Origin of the sequence: Kribbella ginsengisoli (assembly GCF_039537185.1) — a bacterium.
GTDB lineage: Bacteria > Actinomycetota > Actinomycetes > Propionibacteriales > Kribbellaceae > Kribbella > Kribbella koreensis.
Genome location: NZ_BAABAA010000001.1, coordinates 209741 through 232415 on the forward strand (window position 1 = coordinate 209741; position 22675 = coordinate 232415).

Annotated in this window: 20 protein-coding genes; 11 read left to right on the top strand and 9 right to left on the bottom strand. The window is 67.9% G+C overall.

Annotated features, from left to right (window positions below; all coding sequences use genetic code 11):
• Window positions 1-15 precede the first annotated feature (15 nt).
• Both ABD768_RS00820 and ABD768_RS00825 read left to right on the top strand, forming a co-directional pair.
• Window positions 16-591 (top strand): DUF3090 domain-containing protein, encoded by a 576-nt coding sequence (locus tag ABD768_RS00820; RefSeq protein ID WP_343972622.1) that lies wholly within the window; start codon window positions 16-18, stop codon window positions 589-591.
• On the top strand, window positions 588-1379 hold the full coding sequence (locus tag ABD768_RS00825) for an SCO1664 family protein (protein ID WP_344836238.1): 792 nt from the start codon (window positions 588-590) through the stop codon (window positions 1377-1379). The genes ABD768_RS00820 and ABD768_RS00825 overlap by 4 nt, the downstream gene beginning before the upstream one ends.
• On the opposite strand, the gene ABD768_RS00830 is transcribed toward ABD768_RS00825, so the two are convergent.
• Window positions 1376-2278: an AraC family transcriptional regulator gene (locus ABD768_RS00830; RefSeq protein WP_344836241.1), complete on the bottom strand. Its 903-nt coding sequence runs from the start codon at window positions 2276-2278 to the stop codon at window positions 1376-1378. The two genes, ABD768_RS00825 and ABD768_RS00830, sit on opposite strands and share 4 nt — an antisense overlap.
• 89 nt (window positions 2279-2367) lie before the next feature.
• Here ABD768_RS00830 and ABD768_RS00835 point away from each other — a divergent pair, with 89 nt between their 5' ends.
• Entirely contained in the window at window positions 2368-3177 is an 810-nt protein-coding gene (locus tag ABD768_RS00835; protein WP_344836243.1) for an NAD(P)H-binding protein, read from the top strand.
• 83 nt (window positions 3178-3260) lie between these two features.
• Complete coding sequence (gene mshC, locus ABD768_RS00840; protein WP_344836245.1) at window positions 3261-4481, top strand: cysteine--1-D-myo-inosityl 2-amino-2-deoxy-alpha-D-glucopyranoside ligase; 1221 nt, start codon at window positions 3261-3263, stop codon at window positions 4479-4481.
• Between the two features lie 202 nt (window positions 4482-4683).
• On the opposite strand, the gene ABD768_RS00845 is transcribed toward mshC, so the two are convergent.
• The 3 genes from ABD768_RS00845 to ABD768_RS00855 all read right to left on the bottom strand — a co-directional run bounded on the left by ABD768_RS00845 (window position 4684) and on the right by ABD768_RS00855 (window position 7314).
• On the bottom strand, window positions 4684-5577 hold the full coding sequence (locus ABD768_RS00845) for a hypothetical protein (protein ID WP_344836248.1): 894 nt from the start codon (window positions 5575-5577) through the stop codon (window positions 4684-4686).
• A gap of 26 nt (window positions 5578-5603) precedes the next feature.
• Complete coding sequence (locus ABD768_RS00850; RefSeq protein WP_344836251.1) at window positions 5604-6389, bottom strand: L,D-transpeptidase; 786 nt, start codon at window positions 6387-6389, stop codon at window positions 5604-5606.
• A 79-nt stretch (window positions 6390-6468) separates the two neighbouring features.
• Window positions 6469-7314, bottom strand: coding sequence for a PAC2 family protein (locus ABD768_RS00855; RefSeq protein WP_343972602.1), 846 nt, complete (start codon window positions 7312-7314; stop codon window positions 6469-6471).
• 142 nt (window positions 7315-7456) lie between these two features.
• Between ABD768_RS00855 and ABD768_RS00860 the strand changes: the two genes are divergently transcribed.
• From ABD768_RS00860 to ABD768_RS00890, 7 genes are all read left to right on the top strand, one after another.
• Complete coding sequence (locus tag ABD768_RS00860) at window positions 7457-8107, top strand: HAD family hydrolase (protein WP_343972600.1); 651 nt, start codon at window positions 7457-7459, stop codon at window positions 8105-8107.
• A gap of 71 nt (window positions 8108-8178) precedes the next feature.
• Window positions 8179-9747, top strand: coding sequence for an ABC transporter substrate-binding protein (locus tag ABD768_RS00865; protein WP_344836255.1), 1569 nt, complete (start codon window positions 8179-8181; stop codon window positions 9745-9747).
• A gap of 227 nt (window positions 9748-9974) precedes the next feature.
• The gene (locus tag ABD768_RS00870; protein WP_343972594.1) at window positions 9975-10967 is read left to right on the top strand and encodes an ABC transporter permease; all 993 of its coding nucleotides are present in this window, start codon (window positions 9975-9977) and stop codon (window positions 10965-10967) included.
• Between the two features lie 56 nt (window positions 10968-11023).
• Window positions 11024-12781, top strand: coding sequence for an ABC transporter substrate-binding protein (locus ABD768_RS00875; RefSeq protein WP_343972591.1), 1758 nt, complete (start codon window positions 11024-11026; stop codon window positions 12779-12781).
• Window positions 12782-12871: 90 nt separating this feature from the next.
• On the top strand, window positions 12872-13885 hold the full coding sequence (locus ABD768_RS00880) for an ABC transporter permease (protein ID WP_343972588.1): 1014 nt from the start codon (window positions 12872-12874) through the stop codon (window positions 13883-13885).
• Window positions 13882-14940 carry an ABC transporter ATP-binding protein gene (locus tag ABD768_RS00885; RefSeq protein ID WP_343972585.1) on the top strand — a complete coding sequence of 353 codons (1059 nt, stop codon included), beginning with the start codon at window positions 13882-13884 and terminating at the stop codon, window positions 14938-14940. The genes ABD768_RS00880 and ABD768_RS00885 overlap by 4 nt, the downstream gene beginning before the upstream one ends.
• Before the next feature lie 61 nt (window positions 14941-15001).
• The gene (locus ABD768_RS00890; protein ID WP_343972582.1) at window positions 15002-16060 is read left to right on the top strand and encodes an ABC transporter ATP-binding protein; all 1059 of its coding nucleotides are present in this window, start codon (window positions 15002-15004) and stop codon (window positions 16058-16060) included.
• Between the two features lie 56 nt (window positions 16061-16116).
• On the opposite strand, the gene ABD768_RS00895 is transcribed toward ABD768_RS00890, so the two are convergent.
• The 5 genes from ABD768_RS00895 to ABD768_RS00915 all read right to left on the bottom strand — a co-directional run bounded on the left by ABD768_RS00895 (window position 16117) and on the right by ABD768_RS00915 (window position 22667).
• Window positions 16117-18531 (bottom strand): ATP-binding protein, encoded by a 2415-nt coding sequence (locus ABD768_RS00895; protein WP_344836258.1) that lies wholly within the window; start codon window positions 18529-18531, stop codon window positions 16117-16119.
• A 239-nt stretch (window positions 18532-18770) separates the two neighbouring features.
• Window positions 18771-20045, bottom strand: coding sequence for a hypothetical protein (locus ABD768_RS00900; RefSeq protein ID WP_344836260.1), 1275 nt, complete (start codon window positions 20043-20045; stop codon window positions 18771-18773).
• Complete coding sequence (locus ABD768_RS00905) at window positions 20042-20563, bottom strand: SigE family RNA polymerase sigma factor (RefSeq protein ID WP_343972577.1); 522 nt, start codon at window positions 20561-20563, stop codon at window positions 20042-20044. The genes ABD768_RS00900 and ABD768_RS00905 overlap by 4 nt, the downstream gene beginning before the upstream one ends.
• Window positions 20564-20628: 65 nt before the next feature.
• Window positions 20629-21288, bottom strand: a complete 660-nt coding sequence (locus ABD768_RS00910) for a response regulator (RefSeq protein ID WP_344836262.1) — start codon at window positions 21286-21288, stop codon at window positions 20629-20631.
• Window positions 21285-22667 carry a sensor histidine kinase gene (locus tag ABD768_RS00915; protein ID WP_344836264.1) on the bottom strand — a complete coding sequence of 461 codons (1383 nt, stop codon included), beginning with the start codon at window positions 22665-22667 and terminating at the stop codon, window positions 21285-21287. Before ABD768_RS00915 ends, ABD768_RS00910 begins: the two co-directional genes overlap by 4 nt.
• Window positions 22668-22675 lie beyond the last annotated feature (8 nt).

The window sequence follows — 22675 nt, forward strand, 5'->3', positions numbered from 1 at the left end:
TCTAGGGTCTAAGGCATGGCGCGCGTAGTGCATTCGTATGACGATCCGGACCGGTTCGTCGCCGGAACCGTCGGTGAACCCGGTGCCCGGACCTTTTTCCTGCAGGCCAGGGCGGGTAACCGGCTGACCTCGGTGGCCTGTGAGAAGGAACAGGTGATGGCGCTCGCGGAGCGGCTGGACGTGATGCTGGACGAGGTCGCGCGGCGGTTCGACCGCGAGCCGGCCGCGCTGACCACGGTCGACGACACCGATCCGCTGGAGCAGCCGATCGAGGAGGAGTTCCGGGCCGGCACCATGACGCTGGCCTGGGAGGCCGACGCCGAGAAGGTGGTGATCGAGGTCTTCGCGGTGGTGGTGGCCGGCGAGCAGGCCGAGGAGGAGCCCGACCCGGTGGCGGCGGCGCTGGAGGCTGATGACGCCGAGGTGTTCATCGTCCGGATCAGCGAGGAGCAGGCTCGCGCGTTCGCCCGCCGGGCCGTCGCGCTGGTCGCGTCCGGCCGGCCGAGCTGCCCGTTCTGCGGCCGTCCGATCGACCCGGAGGGGCACATCTGCCCGCGCGCCAACGGCTACCGCAGGCACGTCCGCGAATGATCGACCTGGACCTGCTCGCACGTGGCGAGCTGGATCTGCTCGGCCGGCTGGTGGCCGCGTCCAACGGGACCTTTCAGGGCACGGTGAGCCTCGACGGCTCGTCGGCGACGGTGGTCTACAAGCCCGTCGAGGGTGAGCGGCCGTTGTGGGACTTCCCGGACGGGACGCTGGCCGAGCGGGAGTACGCGGCGTACGTCGTGTCCGAGGCGCTCGGGTGGCACGTCGTACCGCCGACGCTGCTTCGGGATGGGCCGCTCGGGGTCGGCATGGTGCAGCTGTGGATCGATGAGATCGAGCTGGCGCCGGGCAAGACGGAGCTGGTCGACATCGTGCCGCAGGGGCGGGTGCCTGACGGTTGGGTCGGCGTGCTCGACGCGCTTGACGGGCGGCACAAGCCGGTGACGTTGGTGCACGCGGACAATCTGGAGTTGCAGCGGATGGCGGTGTTCGATGCCGTCGTCAACAACGCGGACCGCAAGGGCGGGCACGTGCTGAACCCTGGGGATGGTCGGGTGTTCGGTGTCGACCATGGGGTCACGTTCAACGCTGACGACAAGCTGCGGACGGTGCTGTGGGGATGGGCCGGTACGCCGGTACCGCCGGAGCTGCTCGAAGACGTCCGCAAACTGGCCGACGGGCTGACTGGTGAGGTCGGTGCTGAGCTGGCCGACCTGATCACCCCACTCGAACTGGCAGTCACCCGCGAGCGCTGCGCGACTCTGCTGAAGACCGGCAACTTCCCGACCCCGAGCGAAGACTGGCCCGCCATTCCCTGGCCGGCGTTTTAGACCCCTGCTGGTTGGCTCAGGTTGCTGGGGCTTACTCCTCGTTCTCGTTTGAAGGCGGTGCTGAAGCTGTAGGCGTCCGCGTAGCCGATTCGGCGGGCTACTGCGGCGACCGAGGCGCCCGGTTCGGCCAGGAGGTCGGCGGCCAGCGTCATGCGGAGGTCGGTGAGATAGCCGAGGGGGCTTTCGCCGGTGAGGTCGGTGAAGCGTCGGGCGAGGGTGGTGCGGGAGACGTTCGCGTGCTCGGCGAGGGACGCGAGCGTCCAGGGGGCTGCGGGGGAGCTGTGCATGGCTTGGAGGACCGGGCCGATGACGTCGTCGCTGAGGGCGGTGTACCAGCGCGGGGAGTTGAGGTCGAACCAGTCGCGCAGGGTGCAGACCATCAGCCAGTCGAGGAGGCGGTCGAGGCTGACCTGGCGACCGAGTTTGCCGGCGGCCAGGTTGTCCTCGAGGTAGGCGAGCAGCGGGGCGCAGTCGTAGTCGTCCTCGACGATCATCACCGGCGGAAGCGCATGGAGCAGACGCCTGGGGAGTTGTTGCCGGATGTAGTAGGCGCCCGCGAGCAGCACCGTGCCCCCGCCGGCGGCGGGGCCGGCGTCGGCCGGGCGGAGTGGCGTCGCACCGACGGTGCCGTCGCAGGTGACGTCGATGGGGTCTGGGGTGGCGGTCGGGTCGGTGGTGAACACGAAGGGGGCTGGGCCGCGGACTACGGCGGTGTCGCCGGGTTTGAGGTGGATGGTCTGGTCGTCGACGAGTAGCCAGCCTTCGCCGCGGAGTGGGGTGCAGAGGGTGAGGGCGGCGGCGTCGGTGAAGCGCAATGCCGAGCCGGTGGGGAGTACCGGCGTACCGAGGACGGCGCCGTTCGCGCGGACGGCGTACAGGAGCTCGTCGAGGGGATCCATGGCGCCACGCTAGACGGTGGGACCAATGGACATCCGCGTGGTGATTTCACGCATGGCCGGGGCGCGGGCGGCGCGGTTGGGTTGTGGGTATGACGATTCTGGTGCTGGCAGCGACAGGGAAGACCGGGCGGCGGCTGGTTCCGCGATTACGGGCCGAGGGCAACGACGTGCGGGCGGCGTCGCGGTCGGGCGAGGTGCGGTTCGACTGGGGTGAGCCTGCGACGTGGGAGGCGGTGCTGGCCGGCGTACGGGCGGTGTATCTGGTGGCGCCGGACGATCCCGCGCCGATCGAGCGGTTCGTGGCCAAGGCCGAGCGGTCGGGGGTGGAGCGGTTCGTCGTGTTGTCGGGGCGGAAGCTCGATCAGGCCGGTGGCGCTTTCGGGCACGCGATGCTGACGGCCGAGCAGGTGGTCCAAGCGTCAGCGGCGGAGTGGACGGTGGTGCGGGCGAACAACTTCAACCAGAACTTCGACGAGTACACCTGGCGCGAACCGTTGCTGGCGGGGCGGCTGGAGTTGCCGATCGGGGCGATGGGGGAGCCGTTCATCGACGTACGGGATGTGGCTGAGGTGGCGGCGCTGGCGCTGGCCGGGGTCGGGCATGCGGGGCAGGTGTACGAGCTGTCGGGGCCGGATTCGATCACCTTCGCCGAGGCCGTCCGGATGATGTCCGAGGCGAGCGGGCGACCGATGGAGTACGCCGAGATCGCGGGCGCGGAGTACGAGGCGGGGCTGGTCACCGAGGGCTACCCGGTCGAGGTCGCGGCAGAGCTGGGCGGGCTGTTCGAGGTGATGCGGTCGGGGCTGATCACCGAACCCACCGACACCGTCGCGAAGCTGCTCGGGCGGCCGGCGATCGGCTTCGCGGAGTACGCCGCGCAGGCCTGGCGACCCCGCTAGCGCAGATCCGCCGGAATCGCGCGGCGGATCGGGGAGTGAGCCAGGTCGTGGCGCGAACTCGCTGACTGGATAGGCTCCGTCCTATGCAGGCGTGGACGAAACCAGAAATCCCGGTCGTACCCGGGCCGGCGCGGCGTCTTCGCCTCTACGACACCGCCTCGGCGGGTCCGGTGGAGGTGCCGCCGGGACCCGACGGGACGGCCCGGATCTACGTCTGCGGGATCACGCCGTACGACGCGACCCACATGGGCCACGCTGCGACGTACGTCACATTCGACCTGATCAACCGGCTCTGGCGCGACGCCGGGTACGACGTGCACTACACGCAGAACATCACCGATGTGGACGACCCGCTGCTCGAGCGGGCGACCGCGACCGGCGTCGACTGGACCGAGCTCGCGCTGGCCGAGATCCAGTTGTTCCGCGACGACATGACCGCGCTGCGGGTGATCCCGCCGCAGAACTACGTCGGCGTGGTCGAGTCGATCGACCTGGTCGTCGACTCGATCGAGGACCTGCAGAAGGCCGGTGCCGTCTACTCCGTGGACGACGACCTGTACTTCGCGGTGAAGGCCGACCCGGCGTTCGGTGGAGTCTCGGGCTATGACGTGGAGACCATGCGGGCGCTGTTCGCCGAGCGCGGCGGCGACCCGGATCGCGAGGGTAAGCGCGACCCGCTGGACAGCCTGCTGTGGCGGGCCGAGCGGCCTGGTGAGCCGGCTTGGGACTCGCCGTTCGGGCGTGGGCGGCCGGGGTGGCACGTGGAGTGCTCGGCGATCGCGCTGAAGCATCTGGGGATGACGTTCGACGTACAGGGTGGTGGGAGTGACCTGATCTTCCCGCACCACGAGATGTCGGCGAGCGGGGCGCAGGTGGCGACGGGGGAGCACCCGTTCGCACGCGCCTACGTGCACCAGGCGATGGTCGGCCTCGACGGCGAGAAGATGTCCAAGTCCAAGGGCAACCTGGTGCTCGTCTCCAAGGAGCGGCTGGCCGGTACCGACCCGATGGCGATCCGCTTGACGTTGCTCGCCCACCACTATCGCACCGACTGGTTCTGGACGGAGTCGGATCTGCTGGCAGCCCAGGAGCGCCTGGATGTCTGGCGCGGGGCTGTCGGCCGGGGCAGTGGTCCGGATGGGGCCGCTGCTGTCGACGCACTGCGCGCTGCCCTCACCAACGACCTGGACACCGTCGCAGCCCTGGCCGCCATCGACCAGTGGTCCGAAACCAACGGCGACGACCCCGAGGCCCCGGCACTGGTCGCTCAGGCCGTCGACGCGCTGCTAGGCGTCCAGCTCTAACCAGCACGACAGCAGCGCCACGCGTACGCCGTACTGACGGGCGGACCGGCGGACCGGCGGACCGGCCAGAAGCGGCGACCTTGAACACCGAACGGCGACCTTGAACATGAAATAACGTGTTCAAGGTCGCCGCTTGGTGTCCAAGCCCACCCGTTCCTGTTCAAGCCCACCAGATGTGGGCTTGGACAGTGAATGGTGGGGGTCAGCCGGTGACCGGGTGGTGGGTCTTGACCGGGGTCGGGACCGGGGCTGCGGGCGCCGGGGCCTCGCGTGGCGGGAGGGGCTGAGTCTTGGTGGGGGTGGGCTTCGGGGTCGGCTTGGCTGCGGGCTTGTTGCAGGTGGCCGAGGCGAGGCGGATGACCTCGGCGCCGCCGCCCAGGTTGATGGTCAGGCCGGTGATGGTGAAGGCGCCGTCGGAGTGCTTGGTCTGCTCGTTGACGGTGATGTTCGCCAGGGGAGCGGCCGGGATCGAGGCGCTCTGCTTCACGGTCGGTACCGCGATGCGCTGGCCGAGCAGGGTCAGCGCCCCGATGTCGACACCGCCCGTGTCACCGGAGCACCAGACGTTGACACCCTCGATGCCGAGCAGGGAGCTCGGAGGCGTCAGCAGCAGCTTGCACAGGTCGGGGAGGTTCTTGACCGGCAGGTCGATGGTGCTCAGGTCCGGCAGCGGGATGCCCAGATCGGGCAGCGGCAGCTTCGGGATCGGCAGGTCGTCGGCACCCGTAGCGGGCAGTGTGTCGCAGCTCTTCTTCAGGTCCGGTGGGAGCTTGATCTGATCGAGGATGTTCGGCCCGACAGTGATGTCGAACAGCTCGACCGAGGCAGCGTCGTTGCCTGCCGTCGCCGTGCCGGCCCGCAAGGAGATCAGCGGGTTCTTCGGCAGCTCCAGCGCCGACGTGGTGTGCCGCTTGCCGTCCAGCGATTCGGCGTACGGAGTACGGGCCACGGGGACCTGTCCCTCGGCGCTGATCGCGTACGCCGACGAGGGCCGCGCGGCCGCGTTGCCCACCGGAGCACTCGCCACCAGGGTGAACGCCACGACCCCGGTCACGGCCGCGAACGTCGTGATGGTCGGTACCAGCTGTCGTCGCATCAAGATCCCCACTCTCAAAGGCTCTCTTACTTGCTGTCGATCAGGACGAGGGTCCCGAGCGGGACCTTCTGGAGCTTGGCCAGCGCGACCTTCGGCACCCGGACGCAGCCGGCGCTGATCGCGGCGCCGAAGACGTCCGGCCGGGGCCAGCCATGGATCGCGACGGTACCAGGACCGCCACCGAACGTGTCCAACGTGGGACTGTGCGCACCCAACGGCAACACGATCGGGGACGCCGACCGCTTGTTGTCGATGATCGAACCGAGCAGGAAGGTCCGCCCGGGCGGTGTCGGCGTCTGCTGAGCGCCGACGCCGGCCTTCCAGGAGCCGAGACTCTTGCCGTGCTCGAACAACTCGATCGTCCGCGACGCCGTGTGCACCCGGATCAGGTACGCCGAGGAAGCGCGATCCAGCCCCTCGTCGCGGACCCACCCGGTCGAGCGGTTCGGCTTCGACGGCAGCAGCACCCGCAGCCAGCCGTCCGACTGCTCGACGACGGGCAGCCAGGTCGGGCCGAACTGGGTCGGGCCGATCTTGGCGAAGGCGTCGCCGTCAGGCGCGGAGTACAAGGCGGTCTGAGCGCGCGGGTGGACGACGAGGCCGTCGGTCAGCGCGAACGGATCCGGGTCGAGTGGCGCGGACGGGATCGTCATCTGGGTGGACGTACCGGTCAGCGTGGACAGGTCGACCGCGGCCTCGGCGTGCTTGCGGTTGCCGAGGATCCCGACGACCGCGACGGCACCGAGGACCAGGAGCACGGCAAGTGCCCCGATCGATCCACCGCCGCGCTCGTCGGCGCGTACCTTCCGCATACGAAAGCTCCCCGTTGGTCCCCAGCGTCCCGGTCGACAATAGAACGCTTGAAGCGAAGAGGCTACTCCTCAGTACGGTTTATTCGGGCCGATCCGTGTTGCGTCGACGGAGGTACCGCTCGAACTCGGCGGCGATCGCGTCGCCGGTGGCCTCGGGCAGATCGGTCGTGTCGCGCTGCTCCTCCAGCGACGCGACGTACTCCGCGACCTCCGGGTCCTCCTCGCTCAGCTCGTCCGCGCCACGCTGCCAGGCGCGAGCCAGCTCGGGCAGGTCGCCCTCGGGGATCGGCAGGTCCAGCAGCGCCTCGACCTTGCTCAGCAGGGCCAGTGACGCCTTCGGGCACGGCGTACCCGCGATGTAGTGCGGGATCGCCGACCAGATCGACACGGCCGGTACGCCGAGAGTCGTGCACAGATCCGCGAAGACGCCGGTGATGCCGGTCGGGCCCTCGTAGCTGGACGGCTCGAGGCTCCACGACGCGTTCAGCTCCGGGTCGGACGACGACGCCGTGACCGGGATCGGCCGGGTGTGCGGCGAATCGGCGAGCAACGCGCCGAGCACGACGACGAGCTGCGTGTTCGACTCGTCGACGACCTCGAGCAGCTCCCGGCAGAAACCCCGCCAGCGCATGTTCGGCTCGATGCCGCGGATCAGGATGACGTCGCGGCCGGTGTCGTCCGGGCGCGCCAGGTAGATCCGGGTGGTCGGCCAGGTCAGCCGCCGGACGCCTTCGTCGTCGAACTCGACCTCCGGCCGTTTCACCTGGAAGTCGTAGTAGTCCTCCGGGTCGATCGCCAAGACGAGCTCGGCGTCCCATTCCTCGATCAGGTGATCAACTGCTCCGGTGGCCGCCTCGGCCGCGTCGTTCCAGCCTTCGAACGCGGCGATCACGACCGGATCCCTAAGGTTCGCGAGATCTGCCACTCGCCATCCCCTGTCCTAGTCGTCTGTTGTGCCCCGAAGTCGTGCACTGTCGGACTGCCCAGCCTACTTCCATCGCCCAGCCGGCGGCGGTCGTTTCGCAGCCAGCGGAAGGTGTCGCCCCGCGCGTACATAGGATCGGGGCATGACGCTCCAAGCGGTGCTCTGGGACATGGACGGCACGTTGGTCGATTCGGAGCCCGTCTGGGTGCGAGTCCAGATCGCGGTGCTGGCCGAGCTCGGCGCGACCTGGACCGCCGAGGACTCGCTGGCTCTGGTCGGCAGTGACCTCAGCGACGCGCTCAAGGTCTGGATGGCGCAGTTGCCCGAGGGCCTGATCGAGCCGGACGAACTCGCGGGGCGGATCTACGGCGAGGTGATCCGCACGCTGAAGGAAGAGGTCGAGGTACGTCCCGGCGCGCTGGAGTTGCTGACCGGGCTCAAGGCGGCGGGCATCCCGTGCGCGCTGGTGTCGGCGTCGTACCGGACGATGATCGAGGCCGTGCTGTCCCATCTGCCGCCGGACCTGTTCGACGTGGTGGTCGCCGGCGACGAGGTCACCAACGGGAAGCCGCACCCCGAGCCGTACCTGACCGCGATGGCAGAACTGGGCGTCGAACCGGCCAATTGCGTAGTGATCGAGGACTCGCCGGGCGGCACCCAGGCCGGTACCGCGGCAGGCGCGTTCGTGGTCGCCGTACCGCAGTGGGTGACGATCCCGCCGGCCCCGCGGCGGCTGGTGCTGGAGTCACTTGAATCACTCAGCCCGGACGCGCTGCGCGACTTGCTCCGCTGAGGGGCTACCTTCTTTGGGTGCTTACGGGGGCGTTCTGGGGGAGTGGGCAGGGGTGGGGCAAGATTAGGGTGGTGACGGTGTTCAAGCGGCGAGCCGTGTGGCTGGCGGCGGTCGGGGTGCTGGCGGGGTCGCTCGCGGCCTGCGGCAAGCCGGATGCGAATCACCCGAGCCAGGGTGGGACGGCGCCGAAGGAAATGGTCATCAAGGTCGCGACCACCGACGCGGTCAGCTCGCTCGACCCGGCCGGACCGTACGACATCGGCTCCCGCACCCTGCAGGCCAACCTGTACCAGACGCTGCTCACGATCCTGCCGGACAAGCCGACGCCGGTACCGGACGCCGCCGACTGCCAGTACGACGCGCCCACGACCTACACGTGCAGCCTGAAGGACGGCCTGACCTTCCCGAACGGGCATGAGCTCGAATCGTCGGACGTGAAGTTCAGCTTCGACCGGCTGCTGCGGCTGAAGACGCCCGGCGGAGCGGCCGCACTGTTCAGCTCGGTGGCCTCGGTCAGTACGCCGGACCGGCTCACCGCCGTGTTCACGTTGAAGCGGCCCGACGCGCGGCTGCCGTATCTGCTGACCACCACGGCCGCGTCGATCGTCGACGAGCAGTTCTATCCGGCGGGCAAGTTGCTCAGCGACAACGCGATGGGCAGCGGGCCGTACCAGCTGAAGTCGTACAAGGCGGGCTCCGAGGCGGTGCTCGGCAAGTTCAAGGGGTACCGCGGCCCGCGGGCGGCGCAGAACGACACCGTCGAGGTCAGCCTGCTGACGACGGCCGCGTCGCTGGAGCAGGCGCTGAAGACCGGCAAGGCCGACTTCGGCGTCCACGGGTTCGGACCGAGCGCGCTGGACAGATTGCGCGCCGATGGAAAGCTGCAGGTCGTCGACGCGGGGTCGGCCGAGATCCGGTTCTTCACCTTCCACATGGCCTCACTCGTCGCGCGCAAGCCCGCGGTACGCCGGGCCGTGGCGCAACTGATCGACCGCTCGGCCATCGCGAAGAAGGCGTACGGCGACCACGTGACGCCGCTGTACTCCGTGGTGCCGCCCGGGTTCGCCGGGCAGGTGGACGCGTTCCGGACGCAGTACAAGGACCCGAACAAGACGGCCGCGACCGCGATCCTGCGCGAAGGAGGCATCACCGCGCCGGTGACGCTGACGGTCGGATGGACGCCGGTCCAGTACGGCGCGGGCGCCAAGGCCGAAGTACTGGAGCTGAAGCGGCAACTGGAGGCGTCGGGGCTGTTCAAGGTCGTGCTGAAGAGCGCCGACTGGCCGAGGTACCAGCAGCTCGCCAGGGCCGGTGCGTACGACCTGTACCAGGCCGGTTTCATCCCGGACTACCTGGACAGCGGTGACTACCTGGAGCCCTTCGTCCGCGACGGTGGTCTCTTCCAGAACGGCTATCGCAACTCGGCGGCGAACAAGTTGATGGACCAGCAGATCGCCGAGCAGAACCAGCTCGAACGCGAAGCGTTACTGACCGACCTGCAGAACCTGCTGGCTCAGGAAGCGCCGGTGATCCCGGTCTGGCAGGGCCGGCTGACGGTGGTCGCGGGGGAGGGGATCGAGAACGTGGACAAAACGCTTGATCCGCTGTCGTTCGTGTACTTCTCACCGTTGCGGAAGTAGTTCCGCGGTGGCCCGGCGGTGCCAGTGACAGTGTGTCGCCAGCGACCCTCTGTGGGTGCATGCTGTACTGCGAGTTGTCCCACGATACGGGACGATTTCCTGCTCATCACGATCGGGCAACGCAGCACTTTCGGCGTTTGACTCCAGCGAGTAATGACGGCAGGTTAAGGCGACAGCCGCTGCAGGGCGGTCGATCGACCATGACATCGGACAGGGGTAGCTATCGCGTGACGACACCACTCGAGGAGGAGCCCGGCGCGACGGGAGATCCGGCAGCGATTCTGCAGGGCATGCCCCGGATCGAGGGCCGGTCGCTGTGGCGGATCTCCTGGACCAGGCTCAAGCGGGACAAGGTCGCGATGGCCGGCGCGGTGATCATCGGACTGTTGATCCTGATGGCCGTCTTCGCGCCACTGATCGTCAAGCTGCTCGGTGATCCGCCGAACGAGTTCCACCAGGACCTGATCGACACCAAGACCGGCACGCTGGCCCCGATCGGAACCTTCGGCGGGATCAGCTGGGACCACCTGATGGGCCTGGAGCCGGTGAACGGCCGCGACCTGTTCAGCCGGGTCGTCTACGGCTCCCGGATCTCGCTGCTGATCGCGTTCTTCGCCACCCTGTTGTCGGTGGCCATCGGCACCACGATGGGAGTCGTCGCCGGCTTCTTCGGTGGCTGGGTCGACGCGGTGATCAGCCGCCTGATGGACATCTTCCTGGCCTTCCCGCTGCTGGTCTTCGCGATCGCACTGGCCGGTGTGATGCCCGACGACGCGTTCGGGCTGAAGGGGAACACGCTGCGGATCGTCCTGCTGATCTTCATCGTCGGCTTCTTCAACTGGCCCTACATCGGCCGGATCATCCGGGGCCAGACGCTGTCGCTGCGCGAACGTGAGTACGTCGACGCCGCGCGCAGCCTGGGTGCCAGGCGGCCGTACATCCTGTTCACCGAACTGTTGCCGAACCTGCTCGGCCCGATCCTGGTGTACTCGACGCTGCTGATCCCGACGAACATCCTGTTCGAGGCCGCACTGTCCTTCCTGGGCGTCGGTATCCGCCCGCCGACCGCTTCCTGGGGCGGCATGCTCTCGGACGCCGTGACCTTCTACACGATGCCGTACTTCATGTTGTGGCCCGGTCTGGCCATCTTCATCACGGTCTTGGCCTTCAACCTGTTCGGGGACGGGCTGCGCGACGCCCTCGACCCGAAGGCCCGCTAGTTTCACCGCAGTTCCTGCTCGACTTGGCTCTGAGAAGAAGGGGTGGATCGGAAACGATGAACACCAAACGAATCAAGACAGCGATCGCCGCCACAGCGGTACTCGCACTGTCGCTGTCCGCCTGTGGGGGCAGCAAGGACAACAGTTCTTCGTCGGGCGGTGACTCCGCAAAGGCCGAGTTCAACGCCGGCATGACGAAGGTGTTCAATCCTTCTGACAAGAAGGGCGGCATCGTCAAGCTCGCCGACGAGGGCGCACCCGACTCGGTCGACACCGGCGACACCTACTACGGCTACAGCTGGAACACGGTGCGGCTCTACTCGCGGGCCCTGACGATGTTCGCGGTCGCGCCCGGCGCGGCCAGCGGCAAGCTGGTCGGTGACCTTGCCGAGGGGCTCGGTACGCCGAGCGACGGCGGCAAGACCTGGACCTACAAGATCCGTGCGGGCCTCAAGTTCGAGGACGGCACCCCGATCACCTCCAAGGACGTGAAGTACGGCGTCGAGCGCTCGACCGACAAGACCGTCTTCCCCGACGGTCCGGCCTACTTCGACTCGATGCTCGCCTGGCCGGCAGGCTGGGCAGGCCCGTACAAGTCCAAGGGTATGAACACGGACTCGGCGATCTCGACGCCGGACGACACCACCATCGTGTTCCACCTCAAGGCGGCGTTCGCCGGCTTCGACTACCTGGCCATGACGCCGCAGTCGGCTCCCGTGCCGGCCGCCAAGGACCAGGGCGCGAAGCAGAAGCAGCACATCATCTCGTCCGGCCCGTACATGTTCGCCTCGTACGCCGACGGCAAGAGCTTCACGCTGAAGCGCAACCCCAACTGGGATCAGGCCAGCGACCCGAACCGCAAGGCGCTGCCGGACGGTTACGAGTTCTCGCTGAACGTCGACCCCGAGGACATCGACAACCGGTTGATCTCGGGCGACCTCGACATCGCCACGGCCGGTACCGGTGTGTCGGCCGCCAGCCAGAGCCGGGTGCTGGGCGACCCGACGCTCAAGGCTCGCGCCGACAACCCGACGCTGGGCCGGCTCTGGTACACCTCGATCAACCCGACGGTGAAGCCGTTCGACAACATCGACTGCCGCAAGGCGGTCGAGTACGCGATGGACAAGACGTCCTACCAGACCGCCTACGGCGGCGAGTTCGCCGGTGGTTCGCTGGCCACGACCCTGCTGCCGCCGGTCATCCCGGGCTACAAGCAGTTCGACCTGTACCCGACCAAGGACGGTAAGGGCGATCTGGACAAGGCCAAGGAGCTGCTGACCTCGTGCGGTCAGCCGAACGGCTTCTCGACCAACATCTCCTACCGCAACGAGCGGCCGAAGGAGAAGGCGACCGCCGAGGCGTTCCAGCAGCAGCTGGCCAAGATCGGCATCAAGGTCACGGTCAAGGGCTTCCCGAAGAAGGACTACTTCTCCACCTACGCCGGTAACCCGCCGTACGTGGCGAAGAACGGTCTCGGCCTGGTCGTCAACGGCTGGGGTGCGGACTGGAACGACGGCTTCGGCTTCCTGTCCCAGATCACCGACTCCCGGGTCATCCGCGACACCGGTGGTTCGTCGAACACCAGCGTCCGGATCCCCGAGGTCGACAAGCTGCTCGACCAGGCGCAGGGTGAGCTCGACACCGCCAAGCGCGAGGCCGACTGGTCCGTCATCGACCAGAAGGTGATGGAGCAGGCGGTCATCTACCCGGGCGTCTACGCCAAGAGCCTGCTGATCCGCGGCAAGGACCTGACCAACGTCTTCGTCAACGAGCAGTTCGGTATGTACGACTACCTGTCCCTGGGCAAGCCGTAACTCGTTCCGTCTTCTTCAGATTAGGTAGGTGAAGGCACTTGGTGGCCGGTCCGGAAGTCACTTCCGGACCGGCCACCGACGCCGAGGTCTGTGGTCACATACATCATCAGGCGGCTGATCGCCGCGGTCGGACTGCTGTTCGTCGTGAGCGCCATCACGTTCTCGATCTTCTACCTCGTTCCGAGGCTGGCCGGCGCGACGCCGGAGACTCTCGCGACCAGGTACGTCGGCCGGACGGCGACCGCGGAGACCGTCAAGCTGACGGCGCAGAACCTCGGTTTCTACGATCCGATCGTGGTCCAGTACGGGCATTGGGCGAAGGGCATCTTCGTCGGTGCCAGCTATGACATGGGTGCCGAGATCGAGCACTGCCCCGCGCCCTGCCTGGGGTACTCGTTCATCACCCGGCAACCGGTCTGGCCCGATCTGCTCGACAGAGCGCCGGTGACGTTGTCCCTGGCGGCGGGCGCTTCGGTGCTGTGGCTGCTGGCGGGTGTCTCGATCGGTGTGCTGTCCGCGTTGCGACGAGGATCTCTGTTCGATCGGGCTGCGATGACGCTGGCACTGGCCGGTGTCTCGATGCCGATCTTCTGGACCGGTCTGATGTCGCTGGCTTATCTGAGCTACAAGTTCGGCATCTTCGCGAACGGCGCCAGCTACCAGCCGATCACCCAGGATCCGCTGGCCTGGTTCCAGTCGCTGCTGCTGCCCTGGATCACGCTCGCGTTCCTGTTCTCGGCGCAGTACGCGCGGCTGACCCGGGCCGGCATGCTCGAGACGATGAACGAGGACTACATCCGGACGGCTCGGGCCAAGGGCCTGAAGGAGAACGTCGTGGTGGTCCGGCACGGCCTGCGCGCCGCGCTGACACCGATCCTGACGATCTTCGGTCTCGACCTCGGCCTGCTGCTCGGTGGCGCGATCCTGACCGAGAAGGTGTTCAGCCTGAACGGCCTCGGCAAGTACGCGGTGACCGGCATCTCCGACCAGGACATGCCCAAGATCATGGGCGTCACCTTGCTGGCGGCCTTCTTCATCGTGATCTCCAACCTGGTCGTCGACCTGCTGTACGCGGTCGTCGACCCGAGAGTGCGGCTCCAGTGACCGAGAACCTGCGTCCGACCGACAGCGCGCGGAGCTCCGACGCCTTCCTGCAGGTTCGCGACCTGCGGGTCCACTTCCCGACCGACGATGGAGTGGTGAAGTCCGTCGACGGTCTGTCCTTCAACCTCGATCGTGGCAAGACGCTCGGTATCGTCGGCGAGTCCGGGTCCGGCAAGAGCGTCACCAGCCTGTCGATCATGGGCCTGCACAAGGCCGGTACCGCGCGGATCAGCGGCGAGGTCCTGCTCGACGGGCAGGATCTGATCAGCTCGTCCCGCGAAGAGGTGCGGTTGTTACGCGGCAAGCGGATGGCGATGATCTTCCAGGACCCGCTGTCCGCGATGCATCCGTACTACACGGTCGGCGCGCAGATCATCGAGGCGTATCGGGTACACAACCAGGTGACCAAGCAGGTCGCCCGCAAGCACGCGATCGAGATGCTCGACCGGGTCGGCATCCCGCAGCCGGACAAGCGGGTGGACGCCTACCCGCACCAGTTCTCCGGCGGTATGCGGCAGCGCGCGATGATCGCGATGGCGCTGTCCTGCGACCCCGACCTGCTGATCGCGGACGAGCCCACCACGGCGCTCGACGTGACCGTGCAGGCGCAGATCCTGGACCTGATCCGGGATCTTCAGCGCGAGTTCAACTCGGCCGTCATCATCATCACCCACGACCTGGGTGTGGTCGCCGAGCTGGCCGACGACATCCAGGTGATGTACGCCGGCCGCGCGATCGAGTACGGCACGGCCGAGGACATCTTCGACCGGCCGCAGCACCCCTACACCTGGGGCCTGCTCGGCTCGATGCCGCGGATCGACCGGGAACGGACCGAGCGGTTGATCCCGATCAAGGGCACGCCGCCGAGCCTCATCAATGTGCCGCCGGGCTGCGCGTTCAACCCGCGCTGCAACTACGCGCACCTGAACGGTGGAGCCAGCGAGACCGAGAGGCCGGAGCTGCTCGACATCGGCGGCGGTCATCAGGTCGCCTGCCACCTGTCGCCCGAGCAGCGCAAACATGCCTGGGAGACCGACATCAAGCCGAAGCTGTGAAGGCCGAGCCTGTGCAGACCCGAGCCATCATCGCCGATTCTGGGAACGACGGAGCGCCACTGTGACCACTACCGAAACCGAATCGGGCACCGCGACCCCGCCGGCAGGCGAGGAGCTGCTCAAGGTCACGGGTCTGAAGAAGCACTTCCCGATCCGGCAGGGCCTGCTGCAGCGTCAGAGCGGTGCGGTCCAGGCAGTCGACGGCCTCGACTTCACCGTCACCAAAGGGGAGACGTTCTCGCTGGTGGGGGAGTCTGGCTGTGGCAAGACGACCACGGGCCGGCTGCTGACGCGGCTGCTGGAGCCGACCGAAGGCACGATCATCTTCGAAGGCCGCGACATCAGTCATCTGTCCGAGGGCAAGATGCGGCCGCTGCGCAAAGACGTCCAGATGATCTTCCAGGACCCGTACGGTTCGCTGAACCCGCGGCATACCGTCGGCAAGATCGTCGGCGCACCGTTCAAGCTGCAGCACGTGAAGACCGAGGGCGGCACCAAGAAGGCCGTCCAGGAGTTGCTCGAACTCGTCGGCCTGAGCCCGGAGCACTACAACCGCTACCCGCACGAGTTCTCCGGCGGTCAGCGGCAGCGGATCGGCATCGCCCGCACGCTGGCCCTGCGCCCGAAGCTGATCGTCGCCGACGAGCCGGTCTCGGCCCTGGACGTCTCGATCCAGGCCCAGGTGGTCAACCTTCTGGAAGACCTGCAGAACGAGTTCGACCTCACCTACGTGATGATCGCCCACGACCTCTCGGTAGTCCGCCACGTCTCGGACCGGGTAGCGGTCATGTACCTCGGCAAGATCGTAGAGATCGCTGACCGCGTCAGCCTCTACGAGAAGCCGATGCACCCCTACACGTTGGCACTGCTGTCCGCAGTACCGATCCCGGACACCAAGCGCCGCGGCAAACAGGAACGCATCCGCCTCCAGGGCGACGTCCCCAGCCCGATCAACCCGCCGCCGGCCTGCCGCTTCCACACCCGCTGCTGGAAAGCCCAGGACATCTGCAAAACAGTAGAACCCCCGCTCCTGCAGATCGCCCCCGGCCACCAAACAGCCTGCCACTTCCCAGAAAACCAGCCCGGCGCCGAGGCTCCCCGCAAGGCGACCACAAGCTGATCGGAACCCGCAGCCGGAGAATCTCATCCGAGACTCTCCGGCTGTTCTGTGGACGGCTACTCGGCCGGCAAGCTGTCAAGGACCTGCTTGACCCGGTTCGCGGCGGCCTCGTCGCGGGAAGCGAAGTAGGCGAGAGCGTCTTCCAGGTGGTCGCGTGCGGAAGCGGGGTCGTCGAGCTCGGAGTAGATCTTTCCGAGTTGGAGTGAGGCTCTGGCCAGGCGGAGCCGGTCGTCGGCCGAGGTCGCGATGGCGAGTGCTTCCTGTACACGGTCCACCGCGTCCTCGTGGACGTGCAGCCGGCAATAGGCGTCCGCGAGGTCGATCAGCGCGTTGCAGAGGGTCAGTTGCATTCCGACCGCCCGGAGCACCCCGACCGACTGTTCGAGGTACGGAACCGCTTCGTCGGGCCGGCCCAGATCCATCGTGACGCAACCGAGGTTGTGCAGGGCGATGCCGCGGCCGGTTTCTTCTCCGGTTTCGGTGTAGAGGCTCAGGCTCTGGACGAAGTAGTCCCGGCCGGTCTCGAACGCACCGGAAAGGCAATGAACGTTGCCGAGGTTGTTCAGCGCCAGGTTGATGGAGTGGGCGTTCCCGGATGACCGGCTCACCTCCAGCGCTCGCTCGCCGGTCGCGATCGCCTCGGCGGACCGGCCGAGATCGCCCAGGAGCCGCGTCGCATTGTTCAGAGCCGCGGCCTCACCGTGCCGATCGTCGTTCTCGCGGAATTCGGAGCCGGCGGTGCGGAAGCTGTCCAGGGCTTCGTCCGGTTGCCCGAGCTCGGCCTGGGCGATGCCGAGACTGCAACGCAGGATGGCTTTGAGGTCCTGACTGGAGGTGGCCTCGAGTGCTTGCCGGGCCAGCGCCGCCAGGTCGATGAAGCGGCCGCAGGAGATGAAGTACGGCGTCAGCCCGATCGTCAGACCGGCGAGCCGGTTCGAGCGGTCGACCCCGGCCTCGGTCAGCTGCTTCGCGAGCTTGACGATGGTCTCGTGCTCCACGCCCAGCCATTGGAGCAGATCTGGCACCTCAGTGATCGCCGGCTCGACCTCAGGCTGGTCAGGTGGCTCGATGCGTCGGATGTAGCTCATCGGTGCGATCAACCTGGTGGTCCGCCAGCCGATCGTTTCGTAGAGGCCGAGGAGTCTGTCCAGCGCCTCGTCCTGGTCGGCCGTGGGCATCAGTTGCTGCGCCAGCTCACGGGCATAAAGGTGCAGGAGATCGTGCAGGCGGTAGCGGCTTGGGCCCGACGAGGTGAGCAGGTTCGCATCGACCATGCGCTCGAGCTGACCGCGGGCAGTTGCCTGCTCGGTGCCGATGAGGCATGCAGCCGCAGCGGCTGTGAGGTCGGTGACGTTGATGAGACCGAGAGCGGCGAAGGCGGGCTCGGATGGTTCCCCGGCCGAGGCGGATTCTTCACCTGGGCGCGGGAACGATACCGCCAGGCTGGCCCGCACGGTGACGTCGTCGACGGCGAGCTCGTCGATCCGATGCCGCTGATCACGGAGCCGTTCGACCAGTCGTTCGACGTGCCAGAGTGGCTGGGCGACCAGGCGGCCGGCCGCGATCTGGATCACCAGCGGCAGCCCGGCACAATTCTCGACCAGCTCCGCCGCCGCGCCGGGTTCCGCGTCGATACGGTCCGCGCCGACGATACGACGAAAGAGTTCCAGTGCGGCGGAATCGTCGAGAGCGTCGAGCTGGAGGTGGGTCTGCGCCGGCAGCAGAGTGAGCCAGACCCGGCTCGTTACCAGGACTGCGCAGGTCGATGCAGCGGGCAACAGAGGCGTGACCTGGTCGGCGCCGGTGGCGTTGTCGAGGACGATGAGGACCCGCCGACCGGACAACCTGCTCCGCAGCAGCGCGCCGGCCTCGGCGACCTGGGTGGGGAGTTCTGAGTCGGCCAGGCCTGTTGCGCGAAGCAACGAGTAGAGCGCTTCGTCCTCACGGAGCGGAGGTGAAGGACCGAAGCCGCCCAGGTCGAGGTACAGCTGACCGTCCGGGAACCGCTCTGCTACATGTGCTGCGACGGCGAATGCCAAGGCAGACTTTCCGACGCCTGCCATCCCCTGGATGGTCACCACAGGTGGGCTTCCGGGGGAGATCAGTGGGGCGGTGAACACCTCACTGGCCTGCTCGAACTCTGCCTGGCGGCCCGTGAAATGCGCCGGTATCGGTGGCAGTTGCTGGGAAACCGTCCACGGCGGCCCTGCGAGGCCGTCCCGTGTGGGCTGGGGTCGGTTGCCCCGACCCCGCCTCGGTACCGATCGCAACAAGGCTGCTCGGCTCGGCTCGTCCAGCTGCAGAGCGTCCATCAGCCGCCTCACGGTGCCGCTCCGCGGATACCGGCGCTCACCGTGCTCGAGGAGCCTGATCGCCTGATCGGTCAGCCCCGCCCGCTCACCCAGCCCCGCCTGGGTGAGCCCAGCGGCCAGCCTGAGCCGCCGCAATTGCTGCCCGAACGATTGATTCACTTCGCCCCCAGCGTCCAACTGAATGTAGGAGCCGATCGTATGGTTTGTCGCCGCCTGTGGCGCTGGCGCCCACCCGCCCACGCGAGGCTAGTGGCCGGGTGGGCGCGATTCGTTGACTCGGGGCCTGAGTGCTGGCGTGGGCGGGGTCGAAGGAGCGCGATGTGGGTTGGTTGGCGTCGGCGGGCTGCTCGCCATTGGTTTGGGTGGACAGTTCGGTGGGTCGGGGTGGGCCTATTTGGTCAGTCGACTCGGTAGCCGACGGGGAAGGCGAAGTGTTCGCCGTTCAGGTTGGCGCGGTCGGTGGAGAAGTTTTCGGCTACGCCGCGGCCGATGACGTCGCAGCGGAGGGTTTGGGTGGAGCAGCGGAGGAGGTCGGTGCGGTGGTTGGCTCGGGTGCCGGCGGTGGTGAAGGTTTCGTTGTCGAGCCATTGGCCGAAGCGCTGGTGTTGGTAGCCCGTTGCCAGTAGGGGGATCTCGCGGCCGGTGTCGGTGGCGAACAGTTGGATGCCGGTTTCGCTGGGGTCGCCTGGCTCGGGTCGGGTGACGACCACGTGTTCGGCGTCGGGCGAGAAGGCGCCAGTGAGGCTCTGGGTGGGTTGCGGGAAGGTCAGCTGGAGGGGGTGACCATCGGCGGGGTCGAGAGTCGGGCTGACGACCAGGCGGCCGTTCGGTGCCTTGGCGTCGAGGGTTTGGTACAGGAACTTGCCGTCGGAGATTGCTTGGGTGTCCAGGATGAGGATGGGGGTAGCAGGCCAGGAGAAGACCTTGCCCTGCTTGGTCCTGAGATCGACGCGGAAGACGCGCTTGTCGGCGGCGAAATAGGCCATTCCTTCGTCGATGGCGAGCAGGCGGCTGACGTTGGGGCTGCCGGCGACTCCGGGCACTGGCTGCCCGGTCGGGATTCGGAGGAGCTGGCGGCGGGCGGCGACGTCGTACACGACGATGGCGGTCGGCGGGCCGGTCTGCTTCGTGGCGAACTCAGCCCAGCCGGCCAGGCTGCCGTGATCGTCGGCGACGAGGTTGCTGCGCGCGTACTTGCCGCCGATTCGGTGGCTGCCGGTGCGGTCGAGCAGGGTGACGTAGCCGCGGCCGGCGTCGGAGCCGTCGGGTGCGGGCTTGCCGTCCAGGCCGCCGTCGCCGTGCGGCATGGTGACGTAGACGAAGCCGGCATCGGTCTGGACGTAGTTGTTGAACAGTTCGCCCTTGCCGATCGAGAAGACCTCCTGGCCGTAATGGAGCTGGTCGCGGACCGCATAGGTGGCGCGGCGCTGGGCGAACGGCTTGGCCGTCTGGCCGGCGGGGTCGGCGGTGCCGGAGCGGTGGCTGGTCTCGTTCAGCACGCCGAGGCCGGAGGCGACGACTACTGCCGCGATCGCCCCGACGCCGAGTACGCCGACGGCCCGGCGACGGCGCATCCGGCGCTCGCCGGTGGTCATGATGGTGTCGAGGTCGAGGGTCGACGGCTCGGTGGCGTCCGCCCGCTCGACCAGGGTGTCCTTGAGCAAGTCGGTCATGACTTCAGTCCTGCCTTCTCGATGATCTGTCCGGCGTCGCCGAGGTTCTTGCGGAGTTTCTTGAGCGCGTCGGAGACCTGGCTCTTGACGGTGCCGACCGAGCAGTCGAGCACCTCGGCGGTCTGTACCTCCGTCAGGTCCTCGTAGTACCGCAGAACGATCGCGGCCCGCTGTCTCGGCGCCAGCCGCATCAGCTCGTGCCAGAGCCAGATCCGGGCGGTCGCGTCGTCACCGGTGAAGGCCTGCTCCGGTACGTCGTCCTGCGGGCGCTCGAAATGCCACGACTTCCGCCGCCACCAGGTGATCGCCGTGTTGGTGATCACCCGCCTGGTGTAGGCCTCGGCGTTGGTCGGGTCGCTCAACCGCCGCCAGGCGACGTACGTCTTGGTGAGCGCCTCCTGCACCAGGTCGTCGGCCAGGCCGCGCTCACCGGCGAGCAGAAAGGCGTAGCGATAGAGCGCGCCGTGCCTGGTGGTGGCGAACTCCTCGAACCCGGATCGGTCCGTCCTGCCTGCCATCGGTTCTCCTCACCTCGGCCCTTGTATCCGCCCTGACGTGATGAAGCCGCTGAATGGTTGGGTGGCTAGCTCCCCGGGCGGACGATGCCGGTTTCGTAGGCGTGGACTATGACTTGGGCTCGGTCGCGGAGGTTGAGTTTGGTGAGGAGGCGGCCTACATGGACCTTGACGGTTGCTTCGGACAGGTGGAGGTGTCGGCCGATCTCCTTGTTGGAGTGGCCGCGGGCGATTTCGAGGAGGATTTCGCGTTCGCGGGGAGTCAGGCCGGCCGGGGGATCCGAGGCCGGTACGCCGGGAGACGGTAGGTGGTCGGCGAACTTCTCGATCAGGCGGCGGGTGACGGCAGGGGCGACCGCCGCGTCGCCGGCGGCGACTATTCGGATGCCGTTGATCAGGTCGGCGGGGAGGGCGTCCTTGATGAGGAAGCCGGAGGCGCCGGCGCGGAGGGCGGCGTAGACGTAGTCGTCGAGGTCGAAGGTGGTCAGGACCAGGATCCGGGCGGGGGAGCCGGACGCGACGATCTGACGGGTTGCCTCGATGCCGTCGAGGACCGGCATCCGGATGTCCATCAGGACCACGTCGGGGGTGAGGGTTCTGGTCATGGCGACGGCTTCCTGGCCGTTGCCGGCTTCGCCTACTACTTCTAGATCCGGTTCCTGGCTTAGGAAGGCCCGGAAACCCAGGCGGAGCAGGGCTTGGTCGTCGGCGAGGAGGACTCGGATCATGCTCGCGCCTCCCGGCGCAGCTGCGTGGAGGGTGCGGGTGGCGGCGTGGCGGGTGCAGTGGGTGGCGGGGAGGGATCGAGCGGGAGGTAGGCGTGGAGGTGCCAGCCGGTTGGGTGGAGGGGGACGGCCCGGATGGTGCCGCCGTACGCCGTGGTGCGTTCGGTGATGCCGAGGAGGCCGTGGCCGCCGGGGATCGGCGTGGGGGTGGGGGTGTGGGCGCCGTCGTCGGTGATGTCGAGGGTCAGTCCGTCGGGGGTGCGGTTCAGGCGGACGGTTGCGTGGGCGGCGGGGCCGGCGTGTTTGAGGGTGTTGGTGAGGCCTTCCTGGACGATCCGGTAGACGGCCAGGCTGAGGCCGGGCGACAGCGCTTCACTGAGCTCCCGGACGCTGAGGTCGAGGTCCCCGATGCTGAGGTCGACGGACAGGCCGGCGTCGCGGACCTGGGCGACGAGGTCGTCGAGGTCGGCGATGCCCGGCTGCGGCGTGAGCGATTGCCCGTTCGCCAGCGGCTGCCCGTTCGCGAGTGACTGACCGTCCCGCAGCACGCCGACCAGCCGGCGCATGTCGGTCAAGGCTGCCCGCCCTGTCGTGGACGACTGCCGCATCAGTTCGGTCGCCTGGCCGGGGTCGGTCGTGGCTGTTGCGGCGGCGCCGTCGGCGAGCGCGACCATGACGGCGAGGTTGTGTGCCACCACGTCGTGTACCTCGCGGGCCAGTTGGGTCCGCTCGGCCGCGACGGCGATCCTCGTCTGTGCCTCCAGTTCTTGCTGCCGGTGCCGGATGCGTTCTTGCTCAGCCGACTCTCGCAGGCGCAGGGAGATCGCCAGCAGGCAGATGACGGCGACGATGGAGCAGATGCCGATCAGGGTCGAGAGGTGGCCGTCGCTGGTCAAGGTTGCGACGACCACTGCGGTCAGTACTGCCGCGAGCGCGGGCCACAACTGGAGTAGCCGGGCGTACCGGGCGACGCCGTAGAGGGCGAACAGTGGGGCGAACACGAGGTAGACCCCAGCGACGTCCAGCAGAACGCAGAAGCCGACCAGGGCGAGGATCGACCAGAAGACCAGGACCGGGGCACGCCGTCGCCAGATCAGCGGCAGGTGTACTGCGGCGAACAGCAGCCAGGTCGCACCGGCGATCCCCGGGCCCGACCCGATCGCTCCTGGTGCGGTCGACCCGCCCACCGTCGCCGGGAGCACGATCAGCGCCACGAGCGCGGTGAGGCACGCGTCGACCAGCCGCGGCGGACGGATCACCAGCCGGCGGGGCGGACGGATGACCCGCCGGGGCGGGCGGATGACCCGCCCGGGCAGATGGATGACCCGCCGGGGCAGGCGGACGGCCAGGCGGGGTGGTCGGATGCTCCAACGGCCTCTCAACGGCGGAC